This is a genomic window from Kitasatospora sp. NEAU-CNBT7 (assembly GCF_057220535.1).
Map to the genome: position 1 here is coordinate 1 of NZ_JBXQQB010000017.1, position 24235 is coordinate 24235.

The 24235-nt window shown below is 71.1% G+C and carries 24 protein-coding genes; 10 read left to right on the forward strand and 14 right to left on the reverse strand.

The features are described 5' to 3' along the window. Window positions 1–114 precede the first annotated feature (114 nt). The 6 genes from AC2TEW_RS21845 to AC2TEW_RS21870 all read right to left on the reverse strand — a co-directional run bounded on the left by AC2TEW_RS21845 (window position 115) and on the right by AC2TEW_RS21870 (window position 3058). On the reverse strand, window positions 115–303 hold the full coding sequence (locus AC2TEW_RS21845) for a hypothetical protein (protein ID WP_484624302.1): 189 nt from the start codon (window positions 301–303) through the stop codon (window positions 115–117). A gap of 121 nt (window positions 304–424) precedes the next feature. Further along, a complete protein-coding gene (locus AC2TEW_RS21850; RefSeq protein WP_484624303.1) occupies window positions 425–1597 on the reverse strand; it encodes a methyltransferase domain-containing protein in 1173 nt (390 codons plus the stop codon). Between the two features lie 3 nt (window positions 1598–1600). Further along, a complete protein-coding gene (locus AC2TEW_RS21855) occupies window positions 1601–1780 on the reverse strand; it encodes a hypothetical protein (RefSeq protein ID WP_484624304.1) in 180 nt (59 codons plus the stop codon). A gap of 258 nt (window positions 1781–2038) precedes the next feature. After that, window positions 2039–2173: a hypothetical protein gene (locus AC2TEW_RS21860; RefSeq protein ID WP_484624305.1), complete on the reverse strand. Its 135-nt coding sequence runs from the start codon at window positions 2171–2173 to the stop codon at window positions 2039–2041. Next, entirely contained in the window at window positions 2170–2436 is a 267-nt protein-coding gene (locus AC2TEW_RS21865; RefSeq protein WP_484624306.1) for a DUF7848 domain-containing protein, read from the reverse strand. Before AC2TEW_RS21865 ends, AC2TEW_RS21860 begins: the two co-directional genes overlap by 4 nt. A gap of 364 nt (window positions 2437–2800) precedes the next feature. Then, window positions 2801–3058, reverse strand: coding sequence for a hypothetical protein (locus AC2TEW_RS21870; protein WP_484624307.1), 258 nt, complete (start codon window positions 3056–3058; stop codon window positions 2801–2803). A gap of 149 nt (window positions 3059–3207) precedes the next feature. Here AC2TEW_RS21870 and AC2TEW_RS21875 point away from each other — a divergent pair, with 149 nt between their 5' ends. Beyond that, window positions 3208–3951 (forward strand): XRE family transcriptional regulator, encoded by a 744-nt coding sequence (locus AC2TEW_RS21875; protein WP_484624308.1) that lies wholly within the window; start codon window positions 3208–3210, stop codon window positions 3949–3951. Window positions 3952–3955: 4 nt separating this feature from the next. After that, the gene (locus AC2TEW_RS21880; protein ID WP_484624309.1) at window positions 3956–4426 is read left to right on the forward strand and encodes an NUDIX domain-containing protein; all 471 of its coding nucleotides are present in this window, start codon (window positions 3956–3958) and stop codon (window positions 4424–4426) included. Between the two features lie 81 nt (window positions 4427–4507). Here the strand turns inward: AC2TEW_RS21880 and AC2TEW_RS21885 are convergent, their stop codons facing one another. The 5 genes from AC2TEW_RS21885 to AC2TEW_RS21905 all read right to left on the reverse strand — a co-directional run bounded on the left by AC2TEW_RS21885 (window position 4508) and on the right by AC2TEW_RS21905 (window position 9897). Beyond that, complete coding sequence (locus AC2TEW_RS21885; RefSeq protein WP_484624310.1) at window positions 4508–5002, reverse strand: phage terminase small subunit P27 family; 495 nt, start codon at window positions 5000–5002, stop codon at window positions 4508–4510. 1245 nt (window positions 5003–6247) lie between these two features. After that, complete coding sequence (locus AC2TEW_RS21890) at window positions 6248–6745, reverse strand: hypothetical protein (RefSeq protein ID WP_484624311.1); 498 nt, start codon at window positions 6743–6745, stop codon at window positions 6248–6250. Window positions 6746–6747: 2 nt separating this feature from the next. Further along, window positions 6748–6996 carry a hypothetical protein gene (locus AC2TEW_RS21895; protein WP_484624312.1) on the reverse strand — a complete coding sequence of 83 codons (249 nt, stop codon included), beginning with the start codon at window positions 6994–6996 and terminating at the stop codon, window positions 6748–6750. A 131-nt stretch (window positions 6997–7127) separates the two neighbouring features. Continuing rightward, window positions 7128–7403: a hypothetical protein gene (locus AC2TEW_RS21900; RefSeq protein WP_484624313.1), complete on the reverse strand. Its 276-nt coding sequence runs from the start codon at window positions 7401–7403 to the stop codon at window positions 7128–7130. A gap of 1051 nt (window positions 7404–8454) precedes the next feature. Next, window positions 8455–9897 (reverse strand): recombinase family protein, encoded by a 1443-nt coding sequence (locus AC2TEW_RS21905; RefSeq protein WP_484624314.1) that lies wholly within the window; start codon window positions 9895–9897, stop codon window positions 8455–8457. Window positions 9898–9950: 53 nt separating this feature from the next. Here AC2TEW_RS21905 and AC2TEW_RS21910 point away from each other — a divergent pair, with 53 nt between their 5' ends. The 6 genes from AC2TEW_RS21910 (at window position 9951) to AC2TEW_RS21935 (ending at window position 17538) form a co-directional block, all read left to right on the forward strand. Continuing rightward, on the forward strand, window positions 9951–10613 hold the full coding sequence (locus AC2TEW_RS21910) for an MmyB family transcriptional regulator (protein WP_484625024.1): 663 nt from the start codon (window positions 9951–9953) through the stop codon (window positions 10611–10613). A 91-nt stretch (window positions 10614–10704) separates the two neighbouring features. Continuing rightward, on the forward strand, window positions 10705–11877 hold the full coding sequence (gene dusB, locus AC2TEW_RS21915; RefSeq protein ID WP_484625025.1) for a tRNA dihydrouridine synthase DusB: 1173 nt from the start codon (window positions 10705–10707) through the stop codon (window positions 11875–11877). A 565-nt stretch (window positions 11878–12442) separates the two neighbouring features. Then, complete coding sequence (ppdK, locus tag AC2TEW_RS21920; protein WP_484625026.1) at window positions 12443–15151, forward strand: pyruvate, phosphate dikinase; 2709 nt, start codon at window positions 12443–12445, stop codon at window positions 15149–15151. Between the two features lie 177 nt (window positions 15152–15328). Continuing rightward, entirely contained in the window at window positions 15329–15793 is a 465-nt protein-coding gene (locus tag AC2TEW_RS21925; RefSeq protein ID WP_484625027.1) for a ribonuclease domain-containing protein, read from the forward strand. Between the two features lie 107 nt (window positions 15794–15900). Further along, window positions 15901–16743, forward strand: a complete 843-nt coding sequence (locus AC2TEW_RS21930) for an alpha/beta fold hydrolase (protein WP_484625028.1) — start codon at window positions 15901–15903, stop codon at window positions 16741–16743. A gap of 93 nt (window positions 16744–16836) precedes the next feature. Next, entirely contained in the window at window positions 16837–17538 is a 702-nt protein-coding gene (locus AC2TEW_RS21935) for an MOSC domain-containing protein (protein ID WP_484625029.1), read from the forward strand. Between the two features lie 71 nt (window positions 17539–17609). Here the strand turns inward: AC2TEW_RS21935 and AC2TEW_RS21940 are convergent, their stop codons facing one another. Next, window positions 17610–18329, reverse strand: a complete 720-nt coding sequence (locus AC2TEW_RS21940) for a GNAT family N-acetyltransferase (RefSeq protein WP_484625030.1) — start codon at window positions 18327–18329, stop codon at window positions 17610–17612. Window positions 18330–19007: 678 nt separating this feature from the next. On the opposite strand from AC2TEW_RS21940, the gene AC2TEW_RS21945 reads away from it, so the two are divergent. Then, window positions 19008–19952, forward strand: coding sequence for a PAC2 family protein (locus AC2TEW_RS21945; protein ID WP_484625031.1), 945 nt, complete (start codon window positions 19008–19010; stop codon window positions 19950–19952). A gap of 138 nt (window positions 19953–20090) precedes the next feature. Next, complete coding sequence (locus AC2TEW_RS21950; RefSeq protein ID WP_484625032.1) at window positions 20091–21098, forward strand: SGNH/GDSL hydrolase family protein; 1008 nt, start codon at window positions 20091–20093, stop codon at window positions 21096–21098. A 35-nt stretch (window positions 21099–21133) separates the two neighbouring features. Here AC2TEW_RS21950 and nirD read toward each other — a convergent pair whose 3' ends face one another. Next, complete coding sequence (gene nirD, locus AC2TEW_RS21955) at window positions 21134–21532, reverse strand: nitrite reductase small subunit NirD (protein ID WP_484625033.1); 399 nt, start codon at window positions 21530–21532, stop codon at window positions 21134–21136. Next, complete coding sequence (nirB, locus tag AC2TEW_RS21960) at window positions 21529–24153, reverse strand: nitrite reductase large subunit NirB (protein WP_484625034.1); 2625 nt, start codon at window positions 24151–24153, stop codon at window positions 21529–21531. The genes nirD and nirB overlap by 4 nt, the downstream gene beginning before the upstream one ends. Between the last annotated feature and the right edge of the window lie 82 nt (window positions 24154–24235).

A 24235-nucleotide genomic window follows, 5' to 3' on the forward strand; every position in this document is an offset into this window, starting at 1 on the left:
TGGCTCGAACCGTACACCCCTCGGGATACTCGGGGAGTGGCATCCGCCTGAGCAGCACGAAGCCCCGCCCCAGCCAGCAAGGGCCAGTAGAGGGCGGGGCCAGAAGGGCCGGTGTCAGCCTCCGATCCGGATCTTCACCTTCCAGAGATTCAGCGACCCGGAGGTCACCTCGCCGTCCGCCTCGTTCCCTTCCCACTCGTTCTCAGAGTTCAGCGTGGCCCAAACGCTTGCAGGGATCTCGATCACGAGGTTGTCGGCGTCGTCGAAGCCGGAGGACCGTTCGATGTTGAGAGAGTCAGCCATGGCAGATGAGACTACCGTCACACTGCCCTCGCCCGCCTGCCGAATTCTGCGCCGACGCCCCGACCCTGATGTTGGTTCCGCTGCTACCGGGATCAGGGGTCGGGGCTCTGCGCGTACGGGGTCAGGCTCGGGTGGGCACCGGGTTGTCCGGGCTGTCGAGCCACACGGTGTGGCCGTCCGGGGTGATCGTGAGCCCGAAGCGGTTGAACCCGGGGCGGCCCTGGTCGTCCCACCAGTGCCATGCGGTGGACACTTCGCCCCAGAGGCTGCGGGGGCCGGACTGCACCACCTCGTAGCGTTCTCTGTCGGGCTCCCAGTCGGCCGTAGCCCACGACGTGACGGCCGTGTCGTGCAGCCACAGCGTGTAAGACCCGTCGTCGTACCGCTCGATCAGGGGAAACGCGCCGGGCACCTGAACCCCGATGGCGAACATCTCCTGCCATCCACCAAGTAGCTCCGGGGATAGTGAAGTTGAGGACGCAACCCCGTCAGCCGGCCAAGGCGCCGAAAGGTAGGCAAGGCTGTTCGGCTGGTCGGTGCGCTGCTGCCGGAGCCGCATGAACGCTGATGACCCGACGAACCGTCCGGATGCCTTCCCGTCGTCGCCGACCGCGAGCCGGACGATTGCTTCGCCGCCGTACTCCGGGCCCCACGGCGCGACGACCACCCCGCCGGACCGTGACTGCTCGACCCACGTGTACGGCAGGCTCCCGACCGAACAGGTGGCAATGATCCGGTCGTACGGTGCCGCCTTCGGGTACCCCTCTGCCCCGTCCCCGACCACGGGCACGGGCGAGTACCCAGCACGGGCGAGGCGGCGTTGCGCGCTGGCCGCGCTGTCTTCGTCCACCTCGACGGTGACGACGCTGCCCGACCCGAGGTGGTGGGACAGGAGAGCGGCATTCCAGCCGGTTCCGGTGCCGATCTCCATCACCGTGTTGCCGTCCTCGACGCTGAGGGCATTGAGCATCGAGAACACCATGGTGGGCATGCTGCTGGACGACGTGGGCATGGTGCCGCGCGTGCTGCCCGCATGCTCTCCGTCGTCCCACTGTGTGGTGAGCGGTACATCCGAGTAGACAGCGTTCCACCACTCGGCGGGGTTGATGCTCTTGTTGATCGCCTCGCCCTGGCGCACACCGTCCGCCTGTCCCGGCCAGATCGTGTCAGGCACGAACAGGTGACGCGGCACGGCGTTGTAGGCAGGCAGCCAGTCCGTAGTCAATGACCCGTTGGCGATGAGCGCGGAGGCCAGCCGGGTCCGACCGGCCTCCGCTTCGTGCTCGCTGCTCACCGGTTAGCGGCCCGTCGCCGGACCCTGGCCGTCCGAGGTGTTACCACCCTCGTCCGACCCGCCACCGCCGTGCTTGTTGCCGCTGCTGGAGTCGTCCTGCTGACTGCCGCCCGAGCCGGAGCCGGAACCCCCGCCGTGCTTGCCGCCCCCGCCGCTCCCGCCGCTGCTCCTACCCCATGCCATGCGTGAACTCCTGTCTTCTGTCGGTTAGTTGGTGCCGCTAGTTGGTGCGCTGCCGGGGCCGCGCGCAGCTTCGCGCCGTGCCCTGCGTGGTACCGGGTCCGGTGTCGCCCGGCGGGCGCTCGGTCGGAGTACTCATACTGGTAACTCCTCACATCGTGTCGGGCCGGACCGCCGGTCGGTGTCCGGGTCGTGCGGTGTTGCGGAGCCCGCTCCGGTCGGCTGCCTGCCAGGGATGACGGCCGGAGCGGGAGTCTTGAGTCAGTGCGGCCGGGCCAGCGCGAGCAACGTCACCGCGAGCAGCACCACAGCAGCCACCGACACCCCGTAAGCGGCCCGCCGGCTGACCGGCTCGCTCCGGGCGCGCCGATACTCGTCCTGGTCGGCTCCGGTCACGACGGTTCCTCCTCGGGGATCATCAGCCACGGCACCTCGGCGACATGCGCGAAGCTGCGGTGGTCCTGATGTTCCCGCAGGTGCTCGAACGGCCAGCGCTGCGCTTCCTGGAAGTCCTCGATCACGGGCCCTTCCGCGCCGCACGGCTTGCCGTCCTCGTCCTCCCCGAGACACCGGAACATGTGCCATGTCGGGGGCGCGTCGGGCGCGCTGTCGTGAGTGACGGTCCAGTTCAGAAACCGGTACCGCTTGCGAACCGCCACAGGCGCGCCTTTCCTCGTTCTCCGGGGCCCACACGGGCCGCCCCTGCGCCCACCACGGAACAGGCGGGGGCAGCCCGGTCCGGGCCCGGCGCTGGCCCGCCCAGAGGCCGCCGATGCCGAACACTGGTGACTCATAGGGATCAGGCATCAGCGCCGCCGGTGGATAGTCGGGCGCAAGTGCGCATCTGCTGGTCGAGCTTCCGGCGGAGCTTCATCCGCCGGGCAAGCGTCCTTCGGTAGGGACTGAACATCGTTACAGGCCAAGCGAATTGGATGTGGGCACCCCACATCCAAGCGACCGTGTTACGCGGTTCGGTCACCAGCGCCCGGAGCACACGACCCATGATGACCAGGCGAGAGGGCCTCACGACCCGATCAGCTCCGGCGCCCGGCGCGGGGCGCTCGGATGCATGACAGGGATCAGCTCCGGCACACCCGGCAAAGCTTCGATCTCGGTCGGGTAGGTCTCCCACTCCTTCCCACCCCCTCGGGGGCGGAGATAGACCATGCCGCCCACGGTGCCCATGTAGGTGCCCTCCGCGCCCTGGTGGGCGCGGTCCCGGACCACCTCTCCGACCTTGGGTAGGTAGATCGCCCCTCGGGTCGTCCTGCGCGTCGCCATCGGCCCCGCTCCTCTCCTCCGCCGAGTTGACACCAAGATCTGGCAGTCACCCGGGACGGTGGAACCTCGCTCAAAGGACACTTCAGAACGTCCCTCGTGCGGTAGAACGTCCCTACAAAAGGTCCGTGATGTGTGGGGAGACAAACGAGATGCCGAACGAGAGACTGAAAGACGTTATGGCGTCGGGAGGTTGGACGTGTTCAGCCCTGGCCGAGAGAGCCGGCGTGGACACCAAGTCGGTTGAGCGGTGGGCCAATCAGAACCGCACGCCTCGGTTAGGTACAGCCCGCTTGGCTGCCGAAGCCCTCGGAGAAGACATGTTCGCACTGTGGCCGAGTCTGCGGCAGCCGCGCGCCGCACGCGCGATAAGCCCTGAACTGGTCGCCCTGTACGAACAGCGAGCCGATCTACCGGTATCCGTCTTCGTGGACTTGCTCGGAAAGGCCACGGAGCGCATCGACGTGCTGGTCTACGCTGCCGTATTCCTTCACGAGGCGTATCCCCGGCTTAACGATCTACTTCGTGAGCGCGCCGCCGAAGGATGCGTGGTCCGGATCGCCCTCGGCGCCGCCGACAGTGAGAACGTCAAGCAACGCGGGGAAGAAGAGAGGTTCGGCCACGGCATCGAGTCCCGGTGCAGGCTCGCCCTCATGCACTACCGCCCGCTGCTCGGCACGCCCGGCATCGAGATCCGCACCCACGGAACCACGCTCTACAACAGCCTCTACCGCGCAGATGACCAGGTGCTGGTAAACGCCCATGTGTGGGGGGTCAACGCCTTCGGAGCGCCGGTCTGGCACCTGCGCCGAACCGGGGCAGGGACGCTGTTTGACACCTATGCTGCGAGCTTCGACGCAGTGTGGAACGCCGCCCTGCCGGTTGAGGAGAGCTGATCACGTGGCACGCACCGAGTTCTACGACGATCCCAACGCGCCCATGCCAAACCGGCTGGTGGTGGCAGCGTCCGCAGTGGTGACGGATGACGAAGGGCGCGTCCTGCTCCAACGGCGCACCGACAATGGTCTGTACGCGCTGCCGGGCGGCACGATGGATCTTGGTGAGTCTCTTCCGGGAACGGCGATTCGGGAGGTCCGCGAAGAGACCGGCCTTGATGTGGAGATCACTGGACTCGTCGGCACGTACACCGATCCCCGACACGTGATCTCCTACTCGGATGGCGAGGTGCGGCAACAGTTCAATGTTTGTTTCACCGCGCGTATCACGGGCGGTGAACTCCGGATCTCCGACGAGTCGACCGATCTCCAGTTCGTAGCTCCGGACGACATCGGCGACCTGCCGATGCACCACACCCAGCAACTCCGGCTTCGGCACTTCCTTGAGCACCGGGCGACTCCCTACCTGGGGTAGGGCGCGGACGACGAAGGGCCCCCGCCCCAACCACCCGCTGAGGGAGGAAGGGACGGGGGCCGTCATGGTGCTCGGGACCGGTCAGTCCCAGATATCGGAGTCGTCGCCGGACTCCGGCGGGGCAATCGCCACCCGAGCACTCGGCGATAGCCCCAACTCTCGTATATAGCGGGAGAGTTGGGATCGGTACTGTGCTGCGATGGTGGCAGCGCCGTTCTTCACTGTGCCGCGTTCGGCGGTGACCATGAGCCCGCGTGTCGACAGGTCCCGCTCGGCCTGGTCGATCCGGGCGACGCAGACGCACAGATCCTTGACGGTCGAGTGATCCACTTCGCCGAGACCGGCGGCAACTTCGAGGATCGGCACGACGCGCCGCCACTCGGCGGACGCGACTTCCCTGCACCGGATGTTCGCTTGCTGCGTCTCGGTGGCCGGTGAGTCCTTGAAGATCTCTCGCCAGTTGGGTTCAGCGAGGACGGCGCGCGGGACAATCACCCCCTCTTTGATTTCGGTCTTGGACGGGTTTCCCTCTCGGGCCCGTGCGGCTGATGGTTTCGGTCGGTATCGGTCGGCCATGGTCTCCTTTCGCATTCCGTGGCGGGCACGGCGGGCTGCCAAAAACGGCCGCAGCTCCGGCGAGAGTTTTTTGCCTCCCTGCCGTGCAATCTCAGACGACTCAGGGGGCACCCCGCCTGGGTCGGGTCAGCGGCGAATTGGCTTGACGTTTGCCGCAGCCCATCCGCCTGGCTGATTTCTCGCCGTCTCTTTGTTGTGACACGGCGTGCACAATGGGCGCAGGTATTGCGGTACATCCGGGTTGGCAACGCCGTCCGCGATAAGTTGCTTTCGGGATTTCGGGAAGTGGTCCGCCACGGTGGCGACTCGCCCGCACAGCAGGCACCACGAGTTCGCGTAGAGGTAAGCCCGGCGAACCCTGGGCCAGTTCGGGCCGTACGCGCTGCCGCCTGGCGTCTGGCGGTTCCTGGTCGCCTCGCGCTCATGAGCGGGGCAGCGTCCGCCCGTGGTCAGCTCGGGGCAACCCGGGACTGAGCACGGGGGGCGGGGTCTACGCGGCATAAGAACCTTTTGTCTCATCAAGTTACGCTTGGGGTATTTCAGTTGGATTGACGGGTACGGAAGATAGAGGGCGGCCTGATTTCGCCCGCCATTCGGCGTACTCGCGGGCGCGAGTGTTTGCCATATCGGAGATTCGTCGCTCCAATGGAGTAGTCGATGACCCCATTGAGAACCGCGTATCCAGTGCGGAACCTGGACCGGAGCAGCCATGCCTGAACGCACACCCCGACCTGCCTTCGAGCTTCGGTTCGGTGGAATCCACTTGACTATCCAGCGCATCCCTCCGTGGCTCGTCACGGCAACGGCAGCAGGAGGTACGGCGTTCACCGCCTGGTGGGCGCGAAAGTGAGCCAGTCTGGGACCGACGGCCAAGGATCCGAAGTCGGCCGCTGTCTTTCCCGGCGGCAAGTGCTATACAAGGTCCACGCGTTCTCCCACTTGGTGAGCGGCGGGCGGGATGGTTGGCCGTGTGTCGGACCAGCGCCTCATGCCGGAGCGCCCGGAGGGAAGACCGGCGGGTTGATCGGTTCGCCGTCCTGTCGCCTCGGCGTCACGTCCACGGCCAGCAGCCGGCCGGGGTTCCTCGGGTCGCGCATCTGCTGGACTCCGCGCGGCATCGGCGCCCCACCATTTAGCACTGGCAGGCCGGTTGGGGAATCCGACCACACGGGCCGCCCCCGCGCATCCCGAGGGAAGTGCGGATAGGTTCCGTCCGGGCCGGGGTCAAGTGCGTCAACGGCCATGTCAGTCCGCCGCTTCGATGTAGGCGTTCCGGGCTGTGTCCAGTTCCTCGGCGTAGGCCGCGCCGATTGCCGCAGCGGCATTGTCCACAGCGCTGGTGACGTCCTCGATGATGCGCAGGTCGTACCAGCGCTGTTCGGGGACAGTTCGCGCCTCGCCGAGGTGGGCCTGTGCGCTCTGCGCGGCGGTCAGGATCTTCTCGCGCTTGTACCGCTCGGCACGGTGTGCGACGTACGCCTGAAACCACGGCTCGGCGGACAGGAGTTCAAGGAACTCCGCGTGCAGCTCATTGCCCCGGTCGGACCGCTCGCTGGCCTGCGCCGTCCACGTCTTGAGGAATGTGCGGTCGTACTCGGCGGCGCGCTCGGCGCGGCGGGCCTGCTCAGCCTCCTGGGCGGCCACCAGGGCGGCTTCGGCATCCGCCACTGGACCAGCGAGCCGGTCGGCCTGTGCGCGCAGCTTGGCGAGCTTGTCAGCGGCTCGGGAAACGTCGTTGCTCATGGTCAGACCTCACGATCGGTAGGGGCGGAGACGTCGCGGCCGAGCTGCACGGCGGCAGCCTTCGCGGCCTCGTAGTGGCCGAGCGACAGGTGAGCGACAGCGCCCATCTGGTCGTACTGCTCGGGGCGGTCGCGCTTCATCTCGGCAAGCCGCTCCATAGCGGCGCTGTACTGGAAAGCGTCTGCGCGAAAACGGAGCCTCTTGGTCTCCCTGTCCTCGTAGGAGTAGGCGAAGCTGCCAGGGTCGATCACGGTGCTACCTCCGGTAGGCCACCTGTCGGGTGGAATGGAAAAGCCCCTGCCCGGGTCGGGAGGGGCGAAGATCGTCACGTGACGGTGTTCAACGTGCCGACATACTCACGTGCGTATGTTCGGTGGGGCGGCTACGCGGCGTCCGCCTTGCGGGCCCAGTACGCGGCCTGCTGGCATGCGTCGCAGCAGTAGAGGCGGCGGCGTCCGATCGTGCGGTTGACGACCCGGTTGGGGCAGCCCTCGCGCTGGCAGGGACCGCCGTCCCGGGTGGGTGCCAGCAGGCGCGCGGCTTCGGTGGCCTGGCGGTGCGCTTCGCCGGCTGCCGCCGCATCGCCGGACAGGGCCCGCAGAACGATCGCCTCTGCGCTGCGGATCAGCTCAAGCGCACGGGCGTGGTCGGTGTTCATCTCGAAGCCTCCAAGGCTGTTGGTGGTTGGGCGGACAGTGGGGTCTGCTCGGTCGTCGCGCGTCCCTTGCTTCCACGTGGGGCGGGACGATTGCTTGTCCTGCCCCAAGTAGGGAGGGACGATTCCTCTCTCACCCTGTAGTGGACGGGGAGGGATTCCTTGGGCCGGGATCGCACGGGTACTTGAGTGCACGGGATTCCTGGTTGCCATGACTGATACGCCGAGGGCCCGAAGATAGGAGAGGGGGACGAATTCCCCTCGCCGGGCTTGTAGGGACCGACGGTTTCTCCCTCTACTGCTGTGGAGAGTGGGCAGATGGCCCGCATATTGGGGCATTCGGGCAATCTCGGACATGTGATCTGCGTCTCACTTGGCGACGTGACGAATGACGGTCGAAGCGGTCCGGCGGCTATCCCCTTAGGACTTCCATAGGGATACCTGACTTGGCATCCAGGGCGTCACTCATCACAACTCCCAGGTCAGCGCCCCTGTGACGCTCAGCCGGCGAAGCCCTCGCCGTCACCTCCGCCACGCTGGCTCCGAAGTCCGGGAGGCAAGGTGTGCCCCGCAGGCGGCACAGCGCGGGCCCATCATGTTGGGGGACCAGAAATTTCCTACACGCTGCTTCCTGCCTCTCACTGGTTAGGGAGAGCAGATCTTCCGTCCGCGTCCGCCCGCCACGGCGGCGGCGCCCGTGCGCGTCTCGACCAACGCAGGTGACGGGGTGACGTTCAGCGGGGTGATTCTGGGTTCTCTTCTCTGCGCGGGATCTAAGAGAAACCAGAACCACCGCCTCAAACGTCACCCCGTCACCCTGGCGGTCCCACCGCGCTGCTCCGGCACGGCGAGGTGACGTGGTGACGGTTGAGAGGCGGATTTCAGTTCTCTCTAGACATGTCAGAGAGAACCAGAACAAGCCCGAGAACCGTCACCACGTCACCCGAGGTCCCGCCGCTGACCGGCGAGCCCCTGAGCGGCCTGCTGCGGGCACGAAAGAGCCCCGGCGGTCTTCGTGGGACCTGCCGGGGCTCTGGCTTCGCCGTACGGGCCGTCAGGCGGCTATTGCGCGGCGCTCCGCGACCGTGACCGGCCGGGTGGGCTTGCGCTTCTCCCTCGGGGGCTTGCTCCACTCGATCGTGACACGCCCGCCGGGTGTGCCCTGCGGGTGGATCGTGACCCGAAGCCCCTTCTCGGCGAGGTGGACGCGCTGAGTCTCTTCGTCGCTGCCCTCCCACGCGTCGTACAGGGTGGAGTCGAGCGGCACGTACGTGGTGGTCACGGTCGGGTCGTGTTCGGCCGTGAGCCGCGCCGTGCTCTCGGTGATCTCGGTCAGCTTGGCGGTCAACGCTTCGAGCGCGGGACCCTCGACCTTGGCAATGGCAGCGATCACCCGATTCTGAGACGCCGCGAGATCGGCGAGCGCGCCGGAGTGGTCGATGCCGCCCGTGTGAACGGCGCGCATCAGTTGCTCGCCGCCGAACCGCTCGCAGAACGCGGCGTCCACCATGGGCTCAAGGATGCTCGCCATGATCGACCCGTGCCCGTTCTCGCACTTGTACAGAGCCTTCTTCTTGCTCGACTTGCCGCCGTTGAAGCCGCAGGCCTGCGCGCAGACGACGAACCCGGCCAGGAATGGGGCGTCCGAGCGGGGTGCGTTCTCCGTGCGGGCAAGCTCCTTGAGTCGCTGCTGCACCCGCGCAAAGGTCACTGCGTCCAGCACCTCCGGGGCGAACTGCACCGGGGTGACCCCGTCGTCCTTCACGATCAGCTCGCCCTTGTGCTTGCGCCACCCGCGCAGCGTCACGCCGGACAGTAGCTTCTTCCACTGCTGGCGGCCGATCGGCAGCGGCTTGGACGTGCTCGCCAGCGTTCCGCCCGCCAGCAACTCCCCAACTGCCTTGATGACCAGCGGGATCATCTCGCTGTCCGCGTCCAGGTAGGCCGGGGCCTTCGGGTTCTCGCGCACGGTCATGAACGGGAACGGCGCGAACCCGGAGATCCACCGACCCTGTTCCCGCCGCTCCTGGTGGGCGGCAAGGATGCGCTCGGTCATCATCTGGCGTTCCCACTCCGCGAGCGCCACCAGGATGAGCGCGATCAGGCGTCCGCCGGGGGTGCCCGTGTTCAGCGAGCCGTCCGCCGTGGCCAGGATCACGCGCTTGTTCGGGGTCTCCGCCCACTCGACCAGGTGCAGGAACTCCCGCACGCTACGGCTGTAGCGGTCCAGCTTCCACGCCCACACGTGGGTGGGCTGGTAGGCCATGAGTTCCGACATGCCCTCGCGGTCGGTGAGCGGCGTAGCGCCGGACACGCCGTAGTCGATGAACTCGACCGCCTTGGACGGGTCGTGCCCGGCGGCCCGGATGGAGTCGTGGCACGCCTTGCGCTGCACGTCCAGCGAGGTAGAGGCGTCGTCCGCACGGGACAGACGCAGGCTGATCGCAATCCGGATCTCAGGGTGGAACGTGGCGGGGACCAGCGCGGTTGTGCTCATCGGTCGCACGGTAGTGGTCATCTGTTCGAATCTCCAGGGAAATAACCCGACGGGTGTGCACTTCCCTGGAGCAGGGCCGGGACATCCAGGTGTCGGTGCAGGTGCTGGACGCGGTGGCGCGGGCGCTGCGGCTCGACCCGGTGGAACGCGCCCACCTGTTCGCACTGGCCGCGGCCGAGGACCCGGTCCCGCAGGCGGAGTGCTTCACCGTCACCGCGCCGGTGCGGGCCGTGCTCGACCAGTTCGACCCGCTGCCCGCGGCCGTGCTCAACAGCCGCTACGACGTCCTGGCCCACAACCGGGCGTACACGGTGCTGGCGGGTGACCTGGACCGGGTGCCGTTCGAGGACCGCAACGTGCTCTGGATGGCGTTCACCGACACCCCCTTCGCCCGGCACCTGGTCGACCTGGACGCCGCCCGGCGCAGCGTGGTGGCGCGCTTCCGCACCGCGATGGCCGAGCACGCCGCCGACCCCGGCTGGAAGAACCTGCTGGCCCGGCTGGCCCAGGCCGCGCCGGAGTTCGAGGCGGCCTGGCAGCGGCACGAGGTGGACGCGCCCGCCAACGGGCTCAAGCAGTTCGAGATCCCGGGCACCGGGCTGCTGCGCTTCGAGTACACCAACCTGTGGCTCGGCCCCCGCACCGGTGCCCGGGTGGTCGCCTACACCCCGCAGGACGCCGAGACCCGGGAGCGGCTGGCCGCCCTGCTGGGGTAGCGGGAGGGCGGTGGCGGCGGCCCGGCCGGGCGCTGCGCCGGGTGGGGGACAATGGAGAGTCCCGAACCCCCTCCCTGAGGACTTGCCGCGCATGACGACCACGCCCGACCCCGCCCCGGCCGCCGCCACCGAGTTCGCGCCGCTGGACATCGGCCCGATGCAGGTCTGGCCCCCCGTCGTGCTGGCGCCGATGGCGGGCATCACCAATGCCCCGTTCCGCACCCTGTGCCGTGAGCAGAGCGGCGGCCGGGGCCTGTTCGTCTCCGAGATGATCACCACCAGGGCGCTGGTCGAGCGCAACGCCAAGACCATGCAGCTGATCCACTTCGACCCGAGCGAGAAGCCCCGGTCGATCCAGCTCTACGGGGTCGACCCGGTCACCGTCGGCAAGGCCGCCCGCATGATCGCGGACGAGGGCCTGGCCGACCACATCGACCTGAACTTCGGCTGCCCGGTCCCCAAGGTGACCCGCAAGGGCGGCGGCTCCGCGCTGCCGTACAAGCGCAACCTGCTGCGCGAGATCCTCCGCGAGGCGGTCGCGAACGCGGGCGCCCTCCCGGTCACCATGAAGATGCGCAAGGGCATCGACGACGACCACCTCACCTACCTGGACGCCGGCCGGATCGGCGCCGAGGAGGGCGTGGCGGCCATCGCCCTGCACGGCCGCACGGCCGCCCAGCACTACGGCGGCACCGCCGACTGGTCGGCCATCGCCCGGCTGCGCGAGGCCGTCCCGGCCGGGATCCCGGTGCTCGGCAACGGCGACATCTGGTGCGCCGAGGACGCGGTGCGGATGATGCGCGAGACCGGCTGCGACGGCGTGGTGGTCGGCCGCGGCTGCCTGGGCCGGCCCTGGCTGTTCAAGGACCTGGTGTCGATCTTCGAGGGCGCGGTGGACCCGGCCCGGCCGGCCTTCGCCGACGTCGCCCGCTCGATGGTCCGGCACGCCCAGCTGCTCGGTGAGTGGATGGGGGACGAGACCCGCGGTGTGATCGACTTCCGAAAGCACGTCGCCTGGTACACCAAGGGCTTCTCGGTCGGCTCCGAGCTGCGGGTCAGGCTGGCCAACTCCAGCTCGCTGGCCGAGCTCAGCACCACCCTCGACCAGGTTGACCAGGCACAACTGTGGCCGGAGAGCGCGGACGGCCCGCGCGGGCGCACGAGTGGCAACAATCGTGTTGTCCTCCCCGAGGGCTGGTTGGACGATCCGTACGACTGCGCCCTCCCCAGCCTGGACGCCGAATCGGACACCTCTGGCGGCTGAGTACTACGTACTGGCGAAATCGGCCGCGGCGACCGGGAGGCCGTCGCGGCCCTGCCCTCTTGGACAACCTGGCCAAGAGGGCTCCTTTGAGGCAGATTTCGCCTACACGGAGTCGCTGGATCATCACCCCATGCCACGAAAGGCGCAGTCCTGCTACGCCCGACGGTTGAGGTGCGCCCGTGACGCTTGCCACATATCGTGGCGATTGACGCCTTGTCAGGGGTCTCCGGCGGGGTGAGCGGAGGTGAATCGCTTCCCGAAGGGGCTTTCCACCGGATCGGCGTCGCTGGATGCAGGAAATCAAGCCGGGGCAACACGGTGGTTCACCCGCCGCTACGCTCTGTCCGGTTCGTGTGATCTTGGCGTTTCGTTGCGTTCAATACTTGAAGCGTCACTCGCGTCAGCCGGACGATTTCACCAACAGAGGTAAACGCCCTGACGGGCATTCGATCTGTCGGGTCGCTGGGCGGCACAGAGCTCATACGTCCAGCTAGGGGCGCGACAACGCCTTCGAAATGGGTATGTTCTCCGGCGTCAGGGCAACCGTGTGCGAGGAGACCGACCCGTGCCGTCCGAGCAGAAGTTTGTTTACTCCTTCACCGAAGGAAACAAGGACCTCAAGGACCTTCTTGGCGGGAAGGGTGCGAACCTCGCCGAGATGACCAACCTGGGTCTCCCCGTCCCTCCGGGGTTCACCATCACCACCGAGGCCTGCAAGGTCTTCCTGGAGACCGGCAGTGAGCCGGGCTCGCTGAACGACGAGATCAGCAAGCACCTGGCCGCCCTCGAGGGCGAGATGGGCAAGCAGCTCGGCCAGGCCGACAACCCGCTGCTGGTGTCCGTCCGTTCCGGGGCCAAGTTCTCCATGCCCGGCATGATGGACACGGTCCTCAACATCGGGCTCTCCGACGCCTCGGTGACCGGTCTGGTCGCCCAGTCCGGCAACGAGCGCTTCGCCTGGGACTCCTACCGCCGCCTGGTCCAGATGTTCGGCAAGACCGTGCTGGGCGTCGAGGGCGAGCTGTTCGAGGACGCGCTGGACGAGGTCAAGCGCGCCAAGGGCACCGAGAACGACCTCGACCTCACCGCCGAGGACCTCAAGGCCCTGGTGGAGACCTTCAAGGGCATCGTGCTCGCCGAGACCGGCCGGGCCTTCCCGCAGGAGCCGCGCGAGCAGCTGGACCTCGCGATCCACGCGGTGTTCCACTCCTGGAACGGCGACCGGGCCCGGCTGTACCGCCGTCAGGAGCGCATCCCCAACGACCTGGGCACGGCGGTCAACGTCTGCTCGATGGTCTTCGGCAACCTCGGCGAGGACTCCGGCACCGGCGTCGCCTTCACCCGCGACCCCTCCACCGGCACCCAGGGCGTCTACGGCGACTACCTGCAGAACGCCCAGGGCGAGGACGTCGTCGCGGGCATCCGCAACACCCTGCAGCTGGCCGACCTCGAGCAGCTCGACAAGAAGTCGTACGACGAGCTGATGTCGATCATGCAGACCCTGGAGACCCACTACCGGGACCTGTGCGACATCGAGTTCACCATCGAGCGCGGCAAGCTCTGGATGCTGCAGACCCGGGTCGGCAAGCGCACCGCCGCGGCCGCCTTCCGGATCGCCGTCCAGCTGGTCGACCAGGGCCTGATCGACCTGGACGAGGCGCTGCACCGGGTCACCGGCGCCCAGCTGGCCCAGCTGATGTTCCCGCGCTTCGCGCCCACCTCCGAGACCAAGCCGGTCGCCTACGGCATCGCCGCCTCCCCGGGCGCCGCGGTCGGCCGGGTCGTCTTCGACTCGTACACCGCCGTCAAGTGGTCCCGCTCCGGAGAGAAGGTCATCCTGGTCCGCCGGGAGACCAACCCGGACGACCTGGAAGGCATGATCGCGGCCGAGGGCATCCTGACCTCGCGCGGCGGCAAGACCTCGCACGCGGCCGTGGTCGCCCGCGGCATGGGCAAGACCTGTGTCTGCGGCGCCGAGGAGCTGGAGGTGGACACCAAGAACCGCAAGTTCACCACCTCCGACGGCCAGGTCGTGCACGAGGGCGACGTGGTCTCCATCGACGGTGCGAACGGCAAGGTCTACCTCGGTGAGGTACCCGTGCTGCCGTCCCCGGTGGTGGAGTACTTCGAGGGCACCCTGCACGCCGGCGCCGACGTCCAGGGCGGGCTGGTCCAGGCCGTGCACCGGCTGATGGCGCACGCCGACGTCCGCCGCCGGCTCGCGGTGCGCGCCAACGCCGACAACGCCGAGGACGCCAACCGCGCCCGCCGCTACGGCGCCCAGGGCATCGGCCTGTGCCGCACCGAGCACATGTTCCTCGGCGAGGAGCGGCGCAAGGAGGTCGAGCACCTGATCCTGGCCGACAACGACAAGGACCGCGAGCAGGCCCTGTCCTCCCTGCTGCCGCTGCAGAAGGGCGACTTCCTCGAGCTCTTCCAGTCGATGGACGGACTGCCCGTCACGGTCCGGCTGCTCGACCCGCCGCTGCACGAGTTCCTGCCCGACATCACCGAGCTGTCGGTGCGCGTCGCCCTCGCCGAGGCCCGCAAGGACCCGAACGAGAACGACCTGCGCCTGCTCCAGGCCGTGCACAAGCTGCACGAGCAGAACCCGATGCTGGGTCTGCGCGGCGTCCGCCTCGGCCTGGTCATCCCCGGCCTGTTCGGGATGCAGGTCCGGGCCATCGCGGAGGCCGCGGCCGAGCGCAGGCTGGCCGGCGGCGACCCGCGCCCCGAGGTGATGATCCCGCTGGTCGGCACCGTCCAGGAGCTGGAGCTGGTGCGCGACGAGTGCGAGCGGGTGCTCGCCGAGGTGGCCTCCTCCACCGGGGTGTCGCTGGACATCAAGCTGGGCACCATGATCGAGTTGCCGCGGGCCGCGGTGACCGCCGGTCAGATCGCCGAGGCCGCGGAGTTCTTCTCCTTCGGTACCAACGACCTGACCCAGACCGTCTGGGGCTTCTCCCGGGACGACGTGGAGGCCTCGTTCTTCACGGCCTACCTGGAGAAGGGCATCTTCGGCGTCAGCCCGTTCGAGACCATCGACCGGGACGGTGTCGGGTCGCTGGTCAAGCTGGCCGCCGAGGCCGGCCGGGCCACCCGTCCGGACCTCAAGCTCGGCGTCTGCGGCGAGCACGGCGGCGACCCGGACTCGGTCCACTTCTTCCACGAGGTGGGGCTGGACTACGTGTCCTGCTCCCCCTTCCGGATCCCGGTGGCGCGCCTGGAGGCAGGCCGCGCCGCCCTCGAGGCGGCGGGCAGCGACTCGCGCTGACGGGGAGGGTCACACCCCCCGAACGCGCGGTCCCATCGCTGACCGCACCCCCTCCGACCGGGGAGGGGCGCACGGCGGAGCTCGGCGCAGGAGAGCCGCCGTGCGTGAGCAGCCGGGGCGGGCACGGACAATGGCGTCCGAGCCCGCCCCGGCGGCGTTTCCCGGCAAGCTGGACCCATGACACGCCGCCCGTCCGCCGGCCCGCCGCCGCGGCGCGCCCTCGCCGCCCTCGCCGCGCTCGCGCTCGCCCTGCCCGCGCTGGCCGGCTGCGGCGGCCCCTCCGGCCCGTCCGCGCCCGGCCCGTCCGCCGCCGTGTCGTCCGCCCGGCCGTCCGGGGGCTGGGTGCCGAGCAGTTCCGCCCTGGCCGACGTCTGCCGTTCCGCCCTCCCGCGGCAGGCCGCCGACACCCTCGCCCTGATCGCCGCGGGCGGCCCCTACCCGTACCGCTCGGACGGCGTGGTGTTCGAGAACCGGGAGCGGCGGCTGCCCGCCCAGCGCAGCGGCTACTACCACGAGTACACCGTCACCACCCCGGGCTCGGCGGACCGCGGCACCCGCCGGGTGGTCACCGGCGCGGCGGGCGAGCAGTACTGGAGCGCCGACCACTACGGCTCGTTCCAGGAGATCGACAGCCGCTGCTGACCCCCGCCCGCCGGCCTGCCCGGCTCCGCAACCGGCTCCGCAACCGGGACCGCCGCCCTGGCCCGGCCTCCTTGCGCCGGAGCCCCCCGGTCGCGAGGATCATGGCCATGCCCACCTTCACCGCTCCGGACGGAACCACCCTCGCCTACCGCCGGGTCGGCCGCGGCGAGCCGCTGATCTGCCTGCCCGGCGGAGCGATGCGGGCCGCCGCGTACCTGGGCGACCTGGGCGGCCTGGCCGCCCACCGCACCCTGATCCTGCTCGACCTGCGCGGCACCGGCCGCTCCGGCGTGCCGGCCGACCCGGCGGGCTACCGCTGCGACCGGCAGGTCGCCGACGTCGAGGCGCTCCGCGCCCACCTCGGCCCGGACCGGATCGACCTGCTCGCGCACTCCGCCGGCGCCTCGCTCGCCACCCGGTACGCCGCCGAGCACCCCGAGCGGATCGGGCGGCTCGCCCTGATCACCCCGAGCGGCGCCGCCCTCGGCATCCCGTTCGGCGACGAGGACTACCGGGCGGCGGCCCGGCTGCGCGGCGAGCGGCCCTGGCTGCCCGCCGCGCTGGCCGCCCTCGACGCCGTGCTCGCCGGCACCGCCACGCCCGGGCAGCGCACCGACCTGCTGCCGCTGCTGTACGGCCGCTGGGACGAGCAGGCCCGGGCGCACGCGGCCGCCGAGGCCGGACAGCGCAACGCCGGGGCCGCCGAGGCGTACCGCGCCGAGGGAGCCTTCGACCCGGCCGGGACCCGCGCCGCCCTGGCCGGCCTCAAGGCGCCGGTGCTGGTCCTGGCCGGGGAGCTGGACGGCGGCCCCACCCCGGCGCGTGCCGCCGAGTTCGCCGAGGCCTTCCCGCTGGCCGACCACCGGGTGCAGCCCGGCGCCGGCCACTACCCGTGGCTGGACGACGCCGACGCCTTCGTCCGGACCGTCACGGACTTCCTCGCGGCCTGACCCTGGCCCGGCCACCGCCGGTCCGGCTACCTGACCGGGTGAACCGCCCCGCGAAGGCGCGCCCCGGCCCGGCGGCCGTCCTAGGCTGCCCGCATGGCACATCTGCTCTCCGTGAACCTGGCCCACGTCCGCCCGAACCCCGCCACCCGGTCCGAGGTCAGGACCACCGGCATCGACAAACGCCCGGTGGACCACCCCGTTCGGCTGCGCGCCCCCGGGCCCAAGGAGGCCGGGCAGGACGGCGGCCTGGTCGGTGACCGGATCGTCGACGTCCGCCACCACGGCGGCGACGACCAGGCCGTCTACGCCTACGCCCGGGAGAGCCTGGACCACTGGGAGCGCGAACTCGGCCGGGAGCTGGCGGGCGGCGTCTTCGGCGAGAACCTCACCACGACCGGACTGGACGTGGACGGCGCCCTGATCGGGGAGCGCTGGCGGATCGGGGAGCAGGTCCTGCTGGAGGTCTCCTCGCCGCGGATCCCCTGCTCCACCTTCGCCCGCTGGATGGACGAGCGGGGCTGGGTCAAGCGCTTCGCCGAGGGCGCGCTGCCCGGCGCCTACCTGCGGATCGTCGAGCCCGGGGTGATCCGGGCCGGTGACCCGGTCACCGTCGAGCACCGCCCCGACCACGACGTCACCGTGGAGCTCTGCTTCCGCGCGCTGATGACCCGGGCCGAGCTGCTGCCCCGGCTGATCGACGTGAAGGAACTGCCCGAGGAGACCCGGGAGCTGGCCCGCCGGCGCGCCGGCCTGACCCCGCCGTACGACCCCGAGGTCTGGGAGGCCGACGCCTGAGGCCGGCCCGGCCGGCCCCGGGCGGGCCGGAGCCGCGGGTCCCCTCCCGGCCGGGAGGGGACCCGTCGTGCTCAGGCGGCGATCAGTGGGCCGCCGTGTCTAAGACACTCCTGGTTGAGCGCCGGGTCCGGCGCGCTCGGCGAGGTCGCGGCGGCGATCCGCAGCTCGATGATGTCGCGGACGGCCTCCCACTCCTCGTCCAGGATGGAGTAGAACGCGGTGCTGCGGACCTCCCCGTCCAGGCCCCGCGAGTGGGCCCGGCGGACGCCCTCGCAGGTGGCGCCGAGCCGCTCGATGGCGGCCCGGGAACGGGCGTTGCGGGCGTCCGCGCGCAGCGAGATCCGCTGCACGCCCCAGGTCTCGAAGGCGTGGCGCAGCATCAGCAGCTTCGCCTCGGTGTTGATCCCGGTGCCCTGGGCGCGCGGCGACAGCCAGGTGTTGCCGATCTCGGCGGCGTCCGGCACGGCCAGCAGCGGATCACCGTGCGGCACGCCGGGGACCGGCGGCCACACCAGCGGGCCCTGCCAGTAGTCCAGTTCCAGGAACCGGGTGGAGCCGACCACCCGGTCGTCGGCGCAGCTCACCGTGGCGAACGGCAGCGACCTGCCCGCCGCCTGGTCGGCCAGCGCGCGGGAGATGTACTCCCGGGCGGCTTCCAGGCCGTGCGGAACGGGGGTGAAGGCGTAGGTCGTACGGTCCTCGGCGCCGGCCTCGGCCAGGGCCGCGGCGTGGTGCTCGGCGAGGGGCTCCAGCCGCACGGTGCGGCCGTAGAGGGTGACGGGTACGGGCACGGATCCTTCGGTCCTTCGGCGTTCGGAGGGGCCCGTCACGCCGGGGTGCGGCACGAGGGCTGTGGTCTTTTCGCCCCGGTCCCGGGATCGGCCGCCGCGGTCCGCCGCAGCGTCCGGAACGCGGACCTGAGGCGGGGGCGGCGGCCCGGGAAGCGGGCAGCGCGGTGCCGGAACGGCATCGGGTCGACGGGACCGTACCGGCGGGGGATGAGCGAGGGGACAGTGTGCGTCCGCGAGATGGCCGAGAGAGGAACGAGAGCGCGAAGGAAGCAGGCGGCCAGGTGAAGGCAAGGTGCGAGAGGAGTGGCTGGCCGCGCACCGGACCGGGCCGTGTCCCACGACGTGACGGACGGCGTGGCGACGACGCGACGATGCGAGGCAGCGAGAGGACGATACCCGTCCGCGGGCGGTGCGTCACCTCGCATCGCGCGAACGGGGGCGCGCGATGCGTCCCGTCCGCCCGCCGCGGCCGACACGGGGGCTCCTACCAGCGGTTTTCCGGCCGGGTGAGAAGATCGGCCGAGCAGGGGGAAGAGCGCCGGGCGCGCCGGGAATGCCGAGCGCCTCCGGCACGCTGGACTGAAGCAGGCGGCCGCGCGGTATGCGGTCCTCCGCCGTGGGCGGGCCCAGCAGGGCCGGTCCGGTGAGACGACGAGACGGAACGGGGTTGGGTGCGCCGTGCGTGATCCCAAGGAGCTGTACCAGCTGGAGCCGCTGGGCGTGGCCGCGGTGGCCGTGGCCCGCGACGCGGCTGCGGAGGCCGAGACCGGCCTGGTACTGCTGTACCACTTCGAGGGCTTCATGGACGCGGGCGAGGCCGGCGGTCAGGTCGTGGCGCACCTGCTGGAGCAGGGCAGCCCGCAGGTGGTCGCCAGGTTCGACCACGACCGCCTGGTCGACTACCGGGCCCGCCGTCCCGCGATGACCTTCGACCGCGAGTCCTGGACCGACTACGACCCGCCGGAGATCCTGCTCCAGCTGGTCCACGACTCGACCGGGGCACCGTTCCTGGTGCTCACCGGGCCCGAACCGGACACCGAGTGGGAGCTGTTCGCGGCGGCCGTGCGCGGCCTGGTCGAGGAGTTCGAGATCCGGCTGTCGGTCGACTTCCACGGCATCCCGATGGGCGTGCCGCACACCCGCCCGGTCGGGGTGACCCCGCACGGCAACCGGCTGGACCTGGCACCCGGCTACCCGAAGTGGTTCGAGCAGGCCCAGGTGCCCGGCAGTGCGCAGGCGCTGCTGGAGTACCGGCTCGCCGAGTCCGGCCACGACGTGCTGGGCTTCGCCGTCCACGTGCCGCACTACATCGCCCGCTCGGCCTACCCGGCCGCCGCCGTGGTGATCCTGGAGGCGGTGCAGTCCGCCACCGGGCTGGTGCTGCCCGGCAGCGACCTGCGGGCGCGGGTGGACGAGGTGTACGCCGAGATCGAGGACCAGCTCACCCAGGGCGACGGCGAGCTGCGCTCGGCGATCCGCGGCATGGAGGGCCAGTACGACGCGGTGGCCGGCGCCGAGGACCGGGAGAGCCTGCTGGCCCAGAGCGCGGACCTGCCCTCGGCGGACGAGCTGGGCCGGCGGTTCGAGGAGTTCCTGGCGGAGCACGAGCGCGGCGCGGACTGAGCCCGCCGGCCGGTGGCTACCGTGGCCGGGGCCGGGATCGATTCCCGGTCCCGGCTCGTTCGTGTCCTCGGGGACCCGGGGGACGGGCCGTCCGCGTCGGCAGATCGGCACAGGGCCGGGCCCGGGGGAGTGATGAGCATGGCGTTCAGGCGGGCCGGCGTGCCCGGTGCCGCGGTGGCGGCCCTGTTGGTGCTGTCCGGCTGCGGCGGTGGCGCACCCGGTCCCGGGCCCGCGCCCACGGGGTCGGCCGCGCTCTCCCCGGCCACGGCCGCCGCCTCGCCGTCCCCGGCGCGGCCGGCGGCGTCCGGCCCGTACGCGGCGCTCGGCGACTCCTACACCTCCGGCCTGCAGGTCCCTCCGCAGCAGGGCACCCCGAAGGGCTGCGGCCGGTCCGGCGTCAACTATCCGTCGCTGGTCGCGGCCGGGCTCGGCCTGGCCGCCGCCGACTTCCGGGACGTCAGCTGCAGCGGCGCGCGGACCGCCGACCTGACCCGGGCCCAGCAGACCTCCGGCGGCGCCAACCCGCCGCAGCTCGGCGCGGTGACCTCCGCCACCCGGCTGGTCACGCTCGGCATCGGGGGCAACGACGTCGGGTTCATGGACGTCCTCGGGCGCTGCGCGATGGAGAGCATCAGGCACTCGGTGTCCGCCGCGCTGACCGCCGGGCCCGCCGCCGACGTGTCCGCCGACGCGCCCTGCAAGGACCACTACACCGCCGCGGACGGCGGCGACGAGGTCGGCCGCACGATCGACGCGACCGGTCCGCGGCTGACCGAGGCGCTCCGCGAGATCCGCGCCCGAGCCCCGCAGGCCCAGGTGCTGGTGGTCGGCTACCCGGCGCTGCTGCCCGCCGATCCGGCGGCCTGCTCGGCCGTGCTGGGGCAGGGCGTGAGCGCCGGTGACCTCCGCTACCTGGAGCAGAAGCAGGAGCAGCTGAACTCGGTGCTCGAGCGTGCCGCCGAGGCCGGCGGGGCGCGTTTCGTGGACACCGCCGCCCCCTCGGCGGCCCACCACATGTGCGCGGGCGACGCCGAGCGCTGGGTCGAACCGCCGGTGCCCGCGGCCGGGCTGGCGCCGATGCACCCGAACGCCGCGGGCGAGCGGGCGATGGCCGCCGCCGTGCTCGCGGTGCTCGCCGCCCGCTGACGGCCCGCCGGCCGAAGCCCGCTGCCTTGCGAGCCTCAGACCGGCCGGACCGGGTGGACCTCGATCCGGACCGCCGGGTCGTCCAGGCACTCGCCGGTGGCCAGGTCGAAGCGCTGCTTGAGCAGCGGGGAGGCGACGTACACCCGGCCGTCCGGGGTGGCGCCGAGCAGGCCCCGGGAGAGCACGTACGCGCCGGTGAACGGGTCGCGGTTGGCCACCGCGTGGACCGCGTCCCGGCTGTCGCGGAACACGGCCGCCTGCCGGCCGTCGGGGAGCAGCACGGCCACGCCCCGGCCCGGGACGAGCCGCTCCCAGGCGCAGACCGGCGTCCAGGTCCCCCCGCTCAGCAGCTCGACCCGGTCGGGGCGGGTGCGGGCGGCGGTCGTCGTGGTCGTCCCGGTGGTGGTCGCCCCGGTGGTGGTCGCGGTGGTCATCGGGAGCCCTCCAGGACGGGGGTGCGGACGAGGGAGGCGAGCAGGCCGGCCTCGGTGGCGAGCACCGCCAGATCCGGCTTGACCTGGTCGCGTTCGGGGGTGAAGCGGATGCTCGGGTCGGGTACGCCGGGGGCGTTGACGAAGGAGACGAAGCGCGCGAGCCGGCCGGGGTCGGCCAGGGTGGCGGCCCACTCGTCCTGGTAGTCGGTCACGTGGTGGGCCATCATCGCCTCCAGGTCGGCGGCGATGCCGAGGCTGTCCTCGACCACCACGGCCCGGACGTGGTCGAGACCGCCCCCGATCCGTTCCAGCCAGGCGGAGGTGCGCTCCAGCCGGTCGGCGGTGCGGATGTAGAACATCAGGAACCGGTCGGTGAGCCGGATCAGCTGCTCGTCGTCCAGGTCCTGGGCGAGCAGGTCGGCGTGCCGGGGGGTGGCGCCGCCGTTGCCGCCGACGTAGAGGTTCCAGCCGTTGGAGGTGGCGATCACCCCGAAGTCCTTGCCGCGGGCCTCCGCGCACTCCCGGGCGCAGCCGGAGACCGCCGACTTGAGCTTGTGCGGGCTGCGCAGGCCCCGGTAGCGCAGCTCCAGCCGGATCGCCATCGCGACCGAGTCCTGCACGCCGTACCGGCACCAGGTGGAGCCCACGCAGGACTTCACGGTGCGCAGCGACTTGCCGTAGGCGTGACCGGACTCGAAGCCGGCCGCCACCAGCCGGTGCCAGATCTGCGGCAGCTGGTCCACCCGGGCGCCGAACAGGTCGATCCGCTGCCCGCCGGTGATCTTGGTGTAGAGGCCGAAGTCCCGGGCCACCTCACCGATCACGATCAGCTTCTCCGGGGTGATCTCCCCGCCCGGGATCCGGGGCACCACCGAGTACGAGCCGTTGCGCTGGAGATTGGCCAGGAAGTGGTCGTTGGTGTCCTGGAGGGCGCCCTGCTCGCCGTCCAGGATGTGCCCGGACACCGGCAGGTGCGGCGCCAGCGAGGCGATGATCGAGGCGACCGCCGGCTTGCACACCTCGCAGCCCTCGCCGCCCCCGGCACCGTCCTGCCCGCCGAGCCGGCCGTGCTCGGCGAGCAGCCGGGCGTGCGTCGGGATGCGCTTGACCCGGACGAGCTCGTACAGCTCCGCGCGGCTCTGCCCGAAGCACGGGCACAGACCCCGGTCGACCTCGACGCCGGAGGCCGCCAGTTCGTCGGCCACCACCGTGCCGAGCAGCTTCAGGCAGGAACCGCAGCCCGTCCCCGCCCTGGTGCACGCCTTCACCTCCGGGACGGTGGTGCACGCGTGCCCGGTGACGGCGGCCCGCACCTCGCCCTTGGTGACGCCGTGGCAGTTGCAGACCACCGCCTCGTCCGGCAGCGCCGCGCCGACCGGCGTCGGCGGCGCGCCCGGCCCGGCCGGCAGCACCAGCGACTCCGCCGGGACGGGCAGCGGACTGCCGGTCCCGGCCAGCGGGCGCAGCATCGCGTACGCCTCCGCGTCGCCGACCAGGATGCCGCCGAGCAGCGCGCCCTCGGGGGTGACCACCAGCTTCTTGTAGACCCCGGCGCGGGAGTCGGCGTAGACCACGTCGAGCGCGCCCGGCGTGGTGCCGAAGGCGTCGCCGAAGCTCGCCACGTCGACGCCGAGCAGCTTCAGCTTGGTCGACAGGTCGGCGCCGGTGAACGGCTGCGCGCTCTGCCCGGCCAGCTGCCGGGCGACCGTGCGGGCCATCTCGTAGCCGGGGGCGACCAGGCCGTAGACCCGCCCGTCGGCGGCCAGCGCGCACTCGCCGATGGCGTAGACGTCCGGGTCCGAGGTGCGGCACAGCTCGTCCACGGCGATGCCGCCGCGCTCACCGACGGTCAGACCGCAGTCCCTGGCCAGCTGGTCGCGCGGGCGGATCCCGGCCGAGAACACCACCAGGCCGGTCTCCAGCCGCGAGCCGTCGGTGAACGCCATCGCGGCCGCCCGGCCGTCGGCCGACACCTCCACCGCGGTGGTGCCCACCCCGGTGTGCACGGTCACGCCCATGCCTTCGATGGTCCGGCGCAGCGCCGCGCCGCCGCCGTCGTCCACCTGGACCGGCATCAGGCGGGGCGCGAACTCCACCACGTGGGTCCGCAGACCGAGTCCCTGGAGGGCGCCCGCCGCCTCCAGCCCCAGCAGCCCGCCGCCGACCACCGCGCCCACCCGCCGACCGGCCGCGTACGCCTCGATCGCCTCCAGGTCCTCGATGGTGCGGTAGACGAAACAGCCCTCGGCGTCCCGGCCCGGCACCGGCGGGACGAACGGGTACGAGCCGGTGGCCAGCACCAGCGTGTCGTAGCGCAGGGTGCGGCCGGCCCCGGTGGTGACGGTCTTCGCGGCCCGGTCGACCGACGCCACCGGTGAGGACAGGTGCAGCTCGTAGCCGTGCCGGTCGGTGAAGCCCGGCCCGGCGAGCAGCAGGTCCTCGGCGGTGCGCCCGGAGAAGTAGGAGGTCAGCGCGACCCGGTCGTACGCCGGGCGCGGCTCCTCGGCGAGGACGACGACGCGGTGGCGCGCGGCGGCGCCGCTCTCGGCCAGGGCCTCCAGGAAACGGTGGCCGACCATGCCGTACCCGACCAGGATCAGCGTGGGTTTGGTGGTGGTCATGGGGGAGTCCCTCCGGTGGTGGTGCGCCGCGTGGCGGGGCGGGTGGGGCAGCTGGGGCGGGCAGGGCAGGTGGGGCACGGGT

What these genes read in the sequence shown, in the direction of transcription:
- AC2TEW_RS21935 (WP_484625029.1), top strand. Translation starts at nt 16,837, where the DNA reads ATGGCACATCTGCTCTCCGTGAACCTGGCCCACGTCCGCCCGAACCCC.
- AC2TEW_RS21930 (WP_484625028.1), top strand. Translation starts at nt 15,901, where the DNA reads ATGCCCACCTTCACCGCTCCGGACGGAACCACCCTCGCCTACCGCCGG.
- AC2TEW_RS21885 (WP_484624310.1), bottom strand. Translation starts at nt 5,002, where the DNA reads ATGGCCGACCGATACCGACCGAAACCATCAGCCGCACGGGCCCGAGAG.
- AC2TEW_RS21855 (WP_484624304.1), bottom strand. Translation starts at nt 1,780, where the DNA reads ATGGCATGGGGTAGGAGCAGCGGCGGGAGCGGCGGGGGCGGCAAGCAC.
- AC2TEW_RS21950 (WP_484625032.1), top strand. Translation starts at nt 20,091, where the DNA reads ATGGCGTTCAGGCGGGCCGGCGTGCCCGGTGCCGCGGTGGCGGCCCTG.
- AC2TEW_RS21890 (WP_484624311.1), bottom strand. Translation starts at nt 6,745, where the DNA reads ATGAGCAACGACGTTTCCCGAGCCGCTGACAAGCTCGCCAAGCTGCGC.
- AC2TEW_RS21900 (WP_484624313.1), bottom strand. Translation starts at nt 7,403, where the DNA reads ATGAACACCGACCACGCCCGTGCGCTTGAGCTGATCCGCAGCGCAGAG.
- AC2TEW_RS21925 (WP_484625027.1), top strand. Translation starts at nt 15,329, where the DNA reads ATGACACGCCGCCCGTCCGCCGGCCCGCCGCCGCGGCGCGCCCTCGCC.
- nirD (WP_484625033.1), bottom strand. Translation starts at nt 21,532, where the DNA reads ATGACCACCGCGACCACCACCGGGGCGACCACCACCGGGACGACCACG.
- AC2TEW_RS21875 (WP_484624308.1), top strand. Translation starts at nt 3,208, where the DNA reads ATGCCGAACGAGAGACTGAAAGACGTTATGGCGTCGGGAGGTTGGACG.
- nirB (WP_484625034.1), bottom strand. Translation starts at nt 24,153, where the DNA reads ATGACCACCACCAAACCCACGCTGATCCTGGTCGGGTACGGCATGGTC.
- AC2TEW_RS21870 (WP_484624307.1), bottom strand. Translation starts at nt 3,058, where the DNA reads ATGGCGACGCGCAGGACGACCCGAGGGGCGATCTACCTACCCAAGGTC.
- AC2TEW_RS21845 (WP_484624302.1), bottom strand. Translation starts at nt 303, where the DNA reads ATGGCTGACTCTCTCAACATCGAACGGTCCTCCGGCTTCGACGACGCC.
- AC2TEW_RS21905 (WP_484624314.1), bottom strand. Translation starts at nt 9,897, where the DNA reads ATGAGCACAACCGCGCTGGTCCCCGCCACGTTCCACCCTGAGATCCGG.
- dusB (WP_484625025.1), top strand. Translation starts at nt 10,705, where the DNA reads ATGACGACCACGCCCGACCCCGCCCCGGCCGCCGCCACCGAGTTCGCG.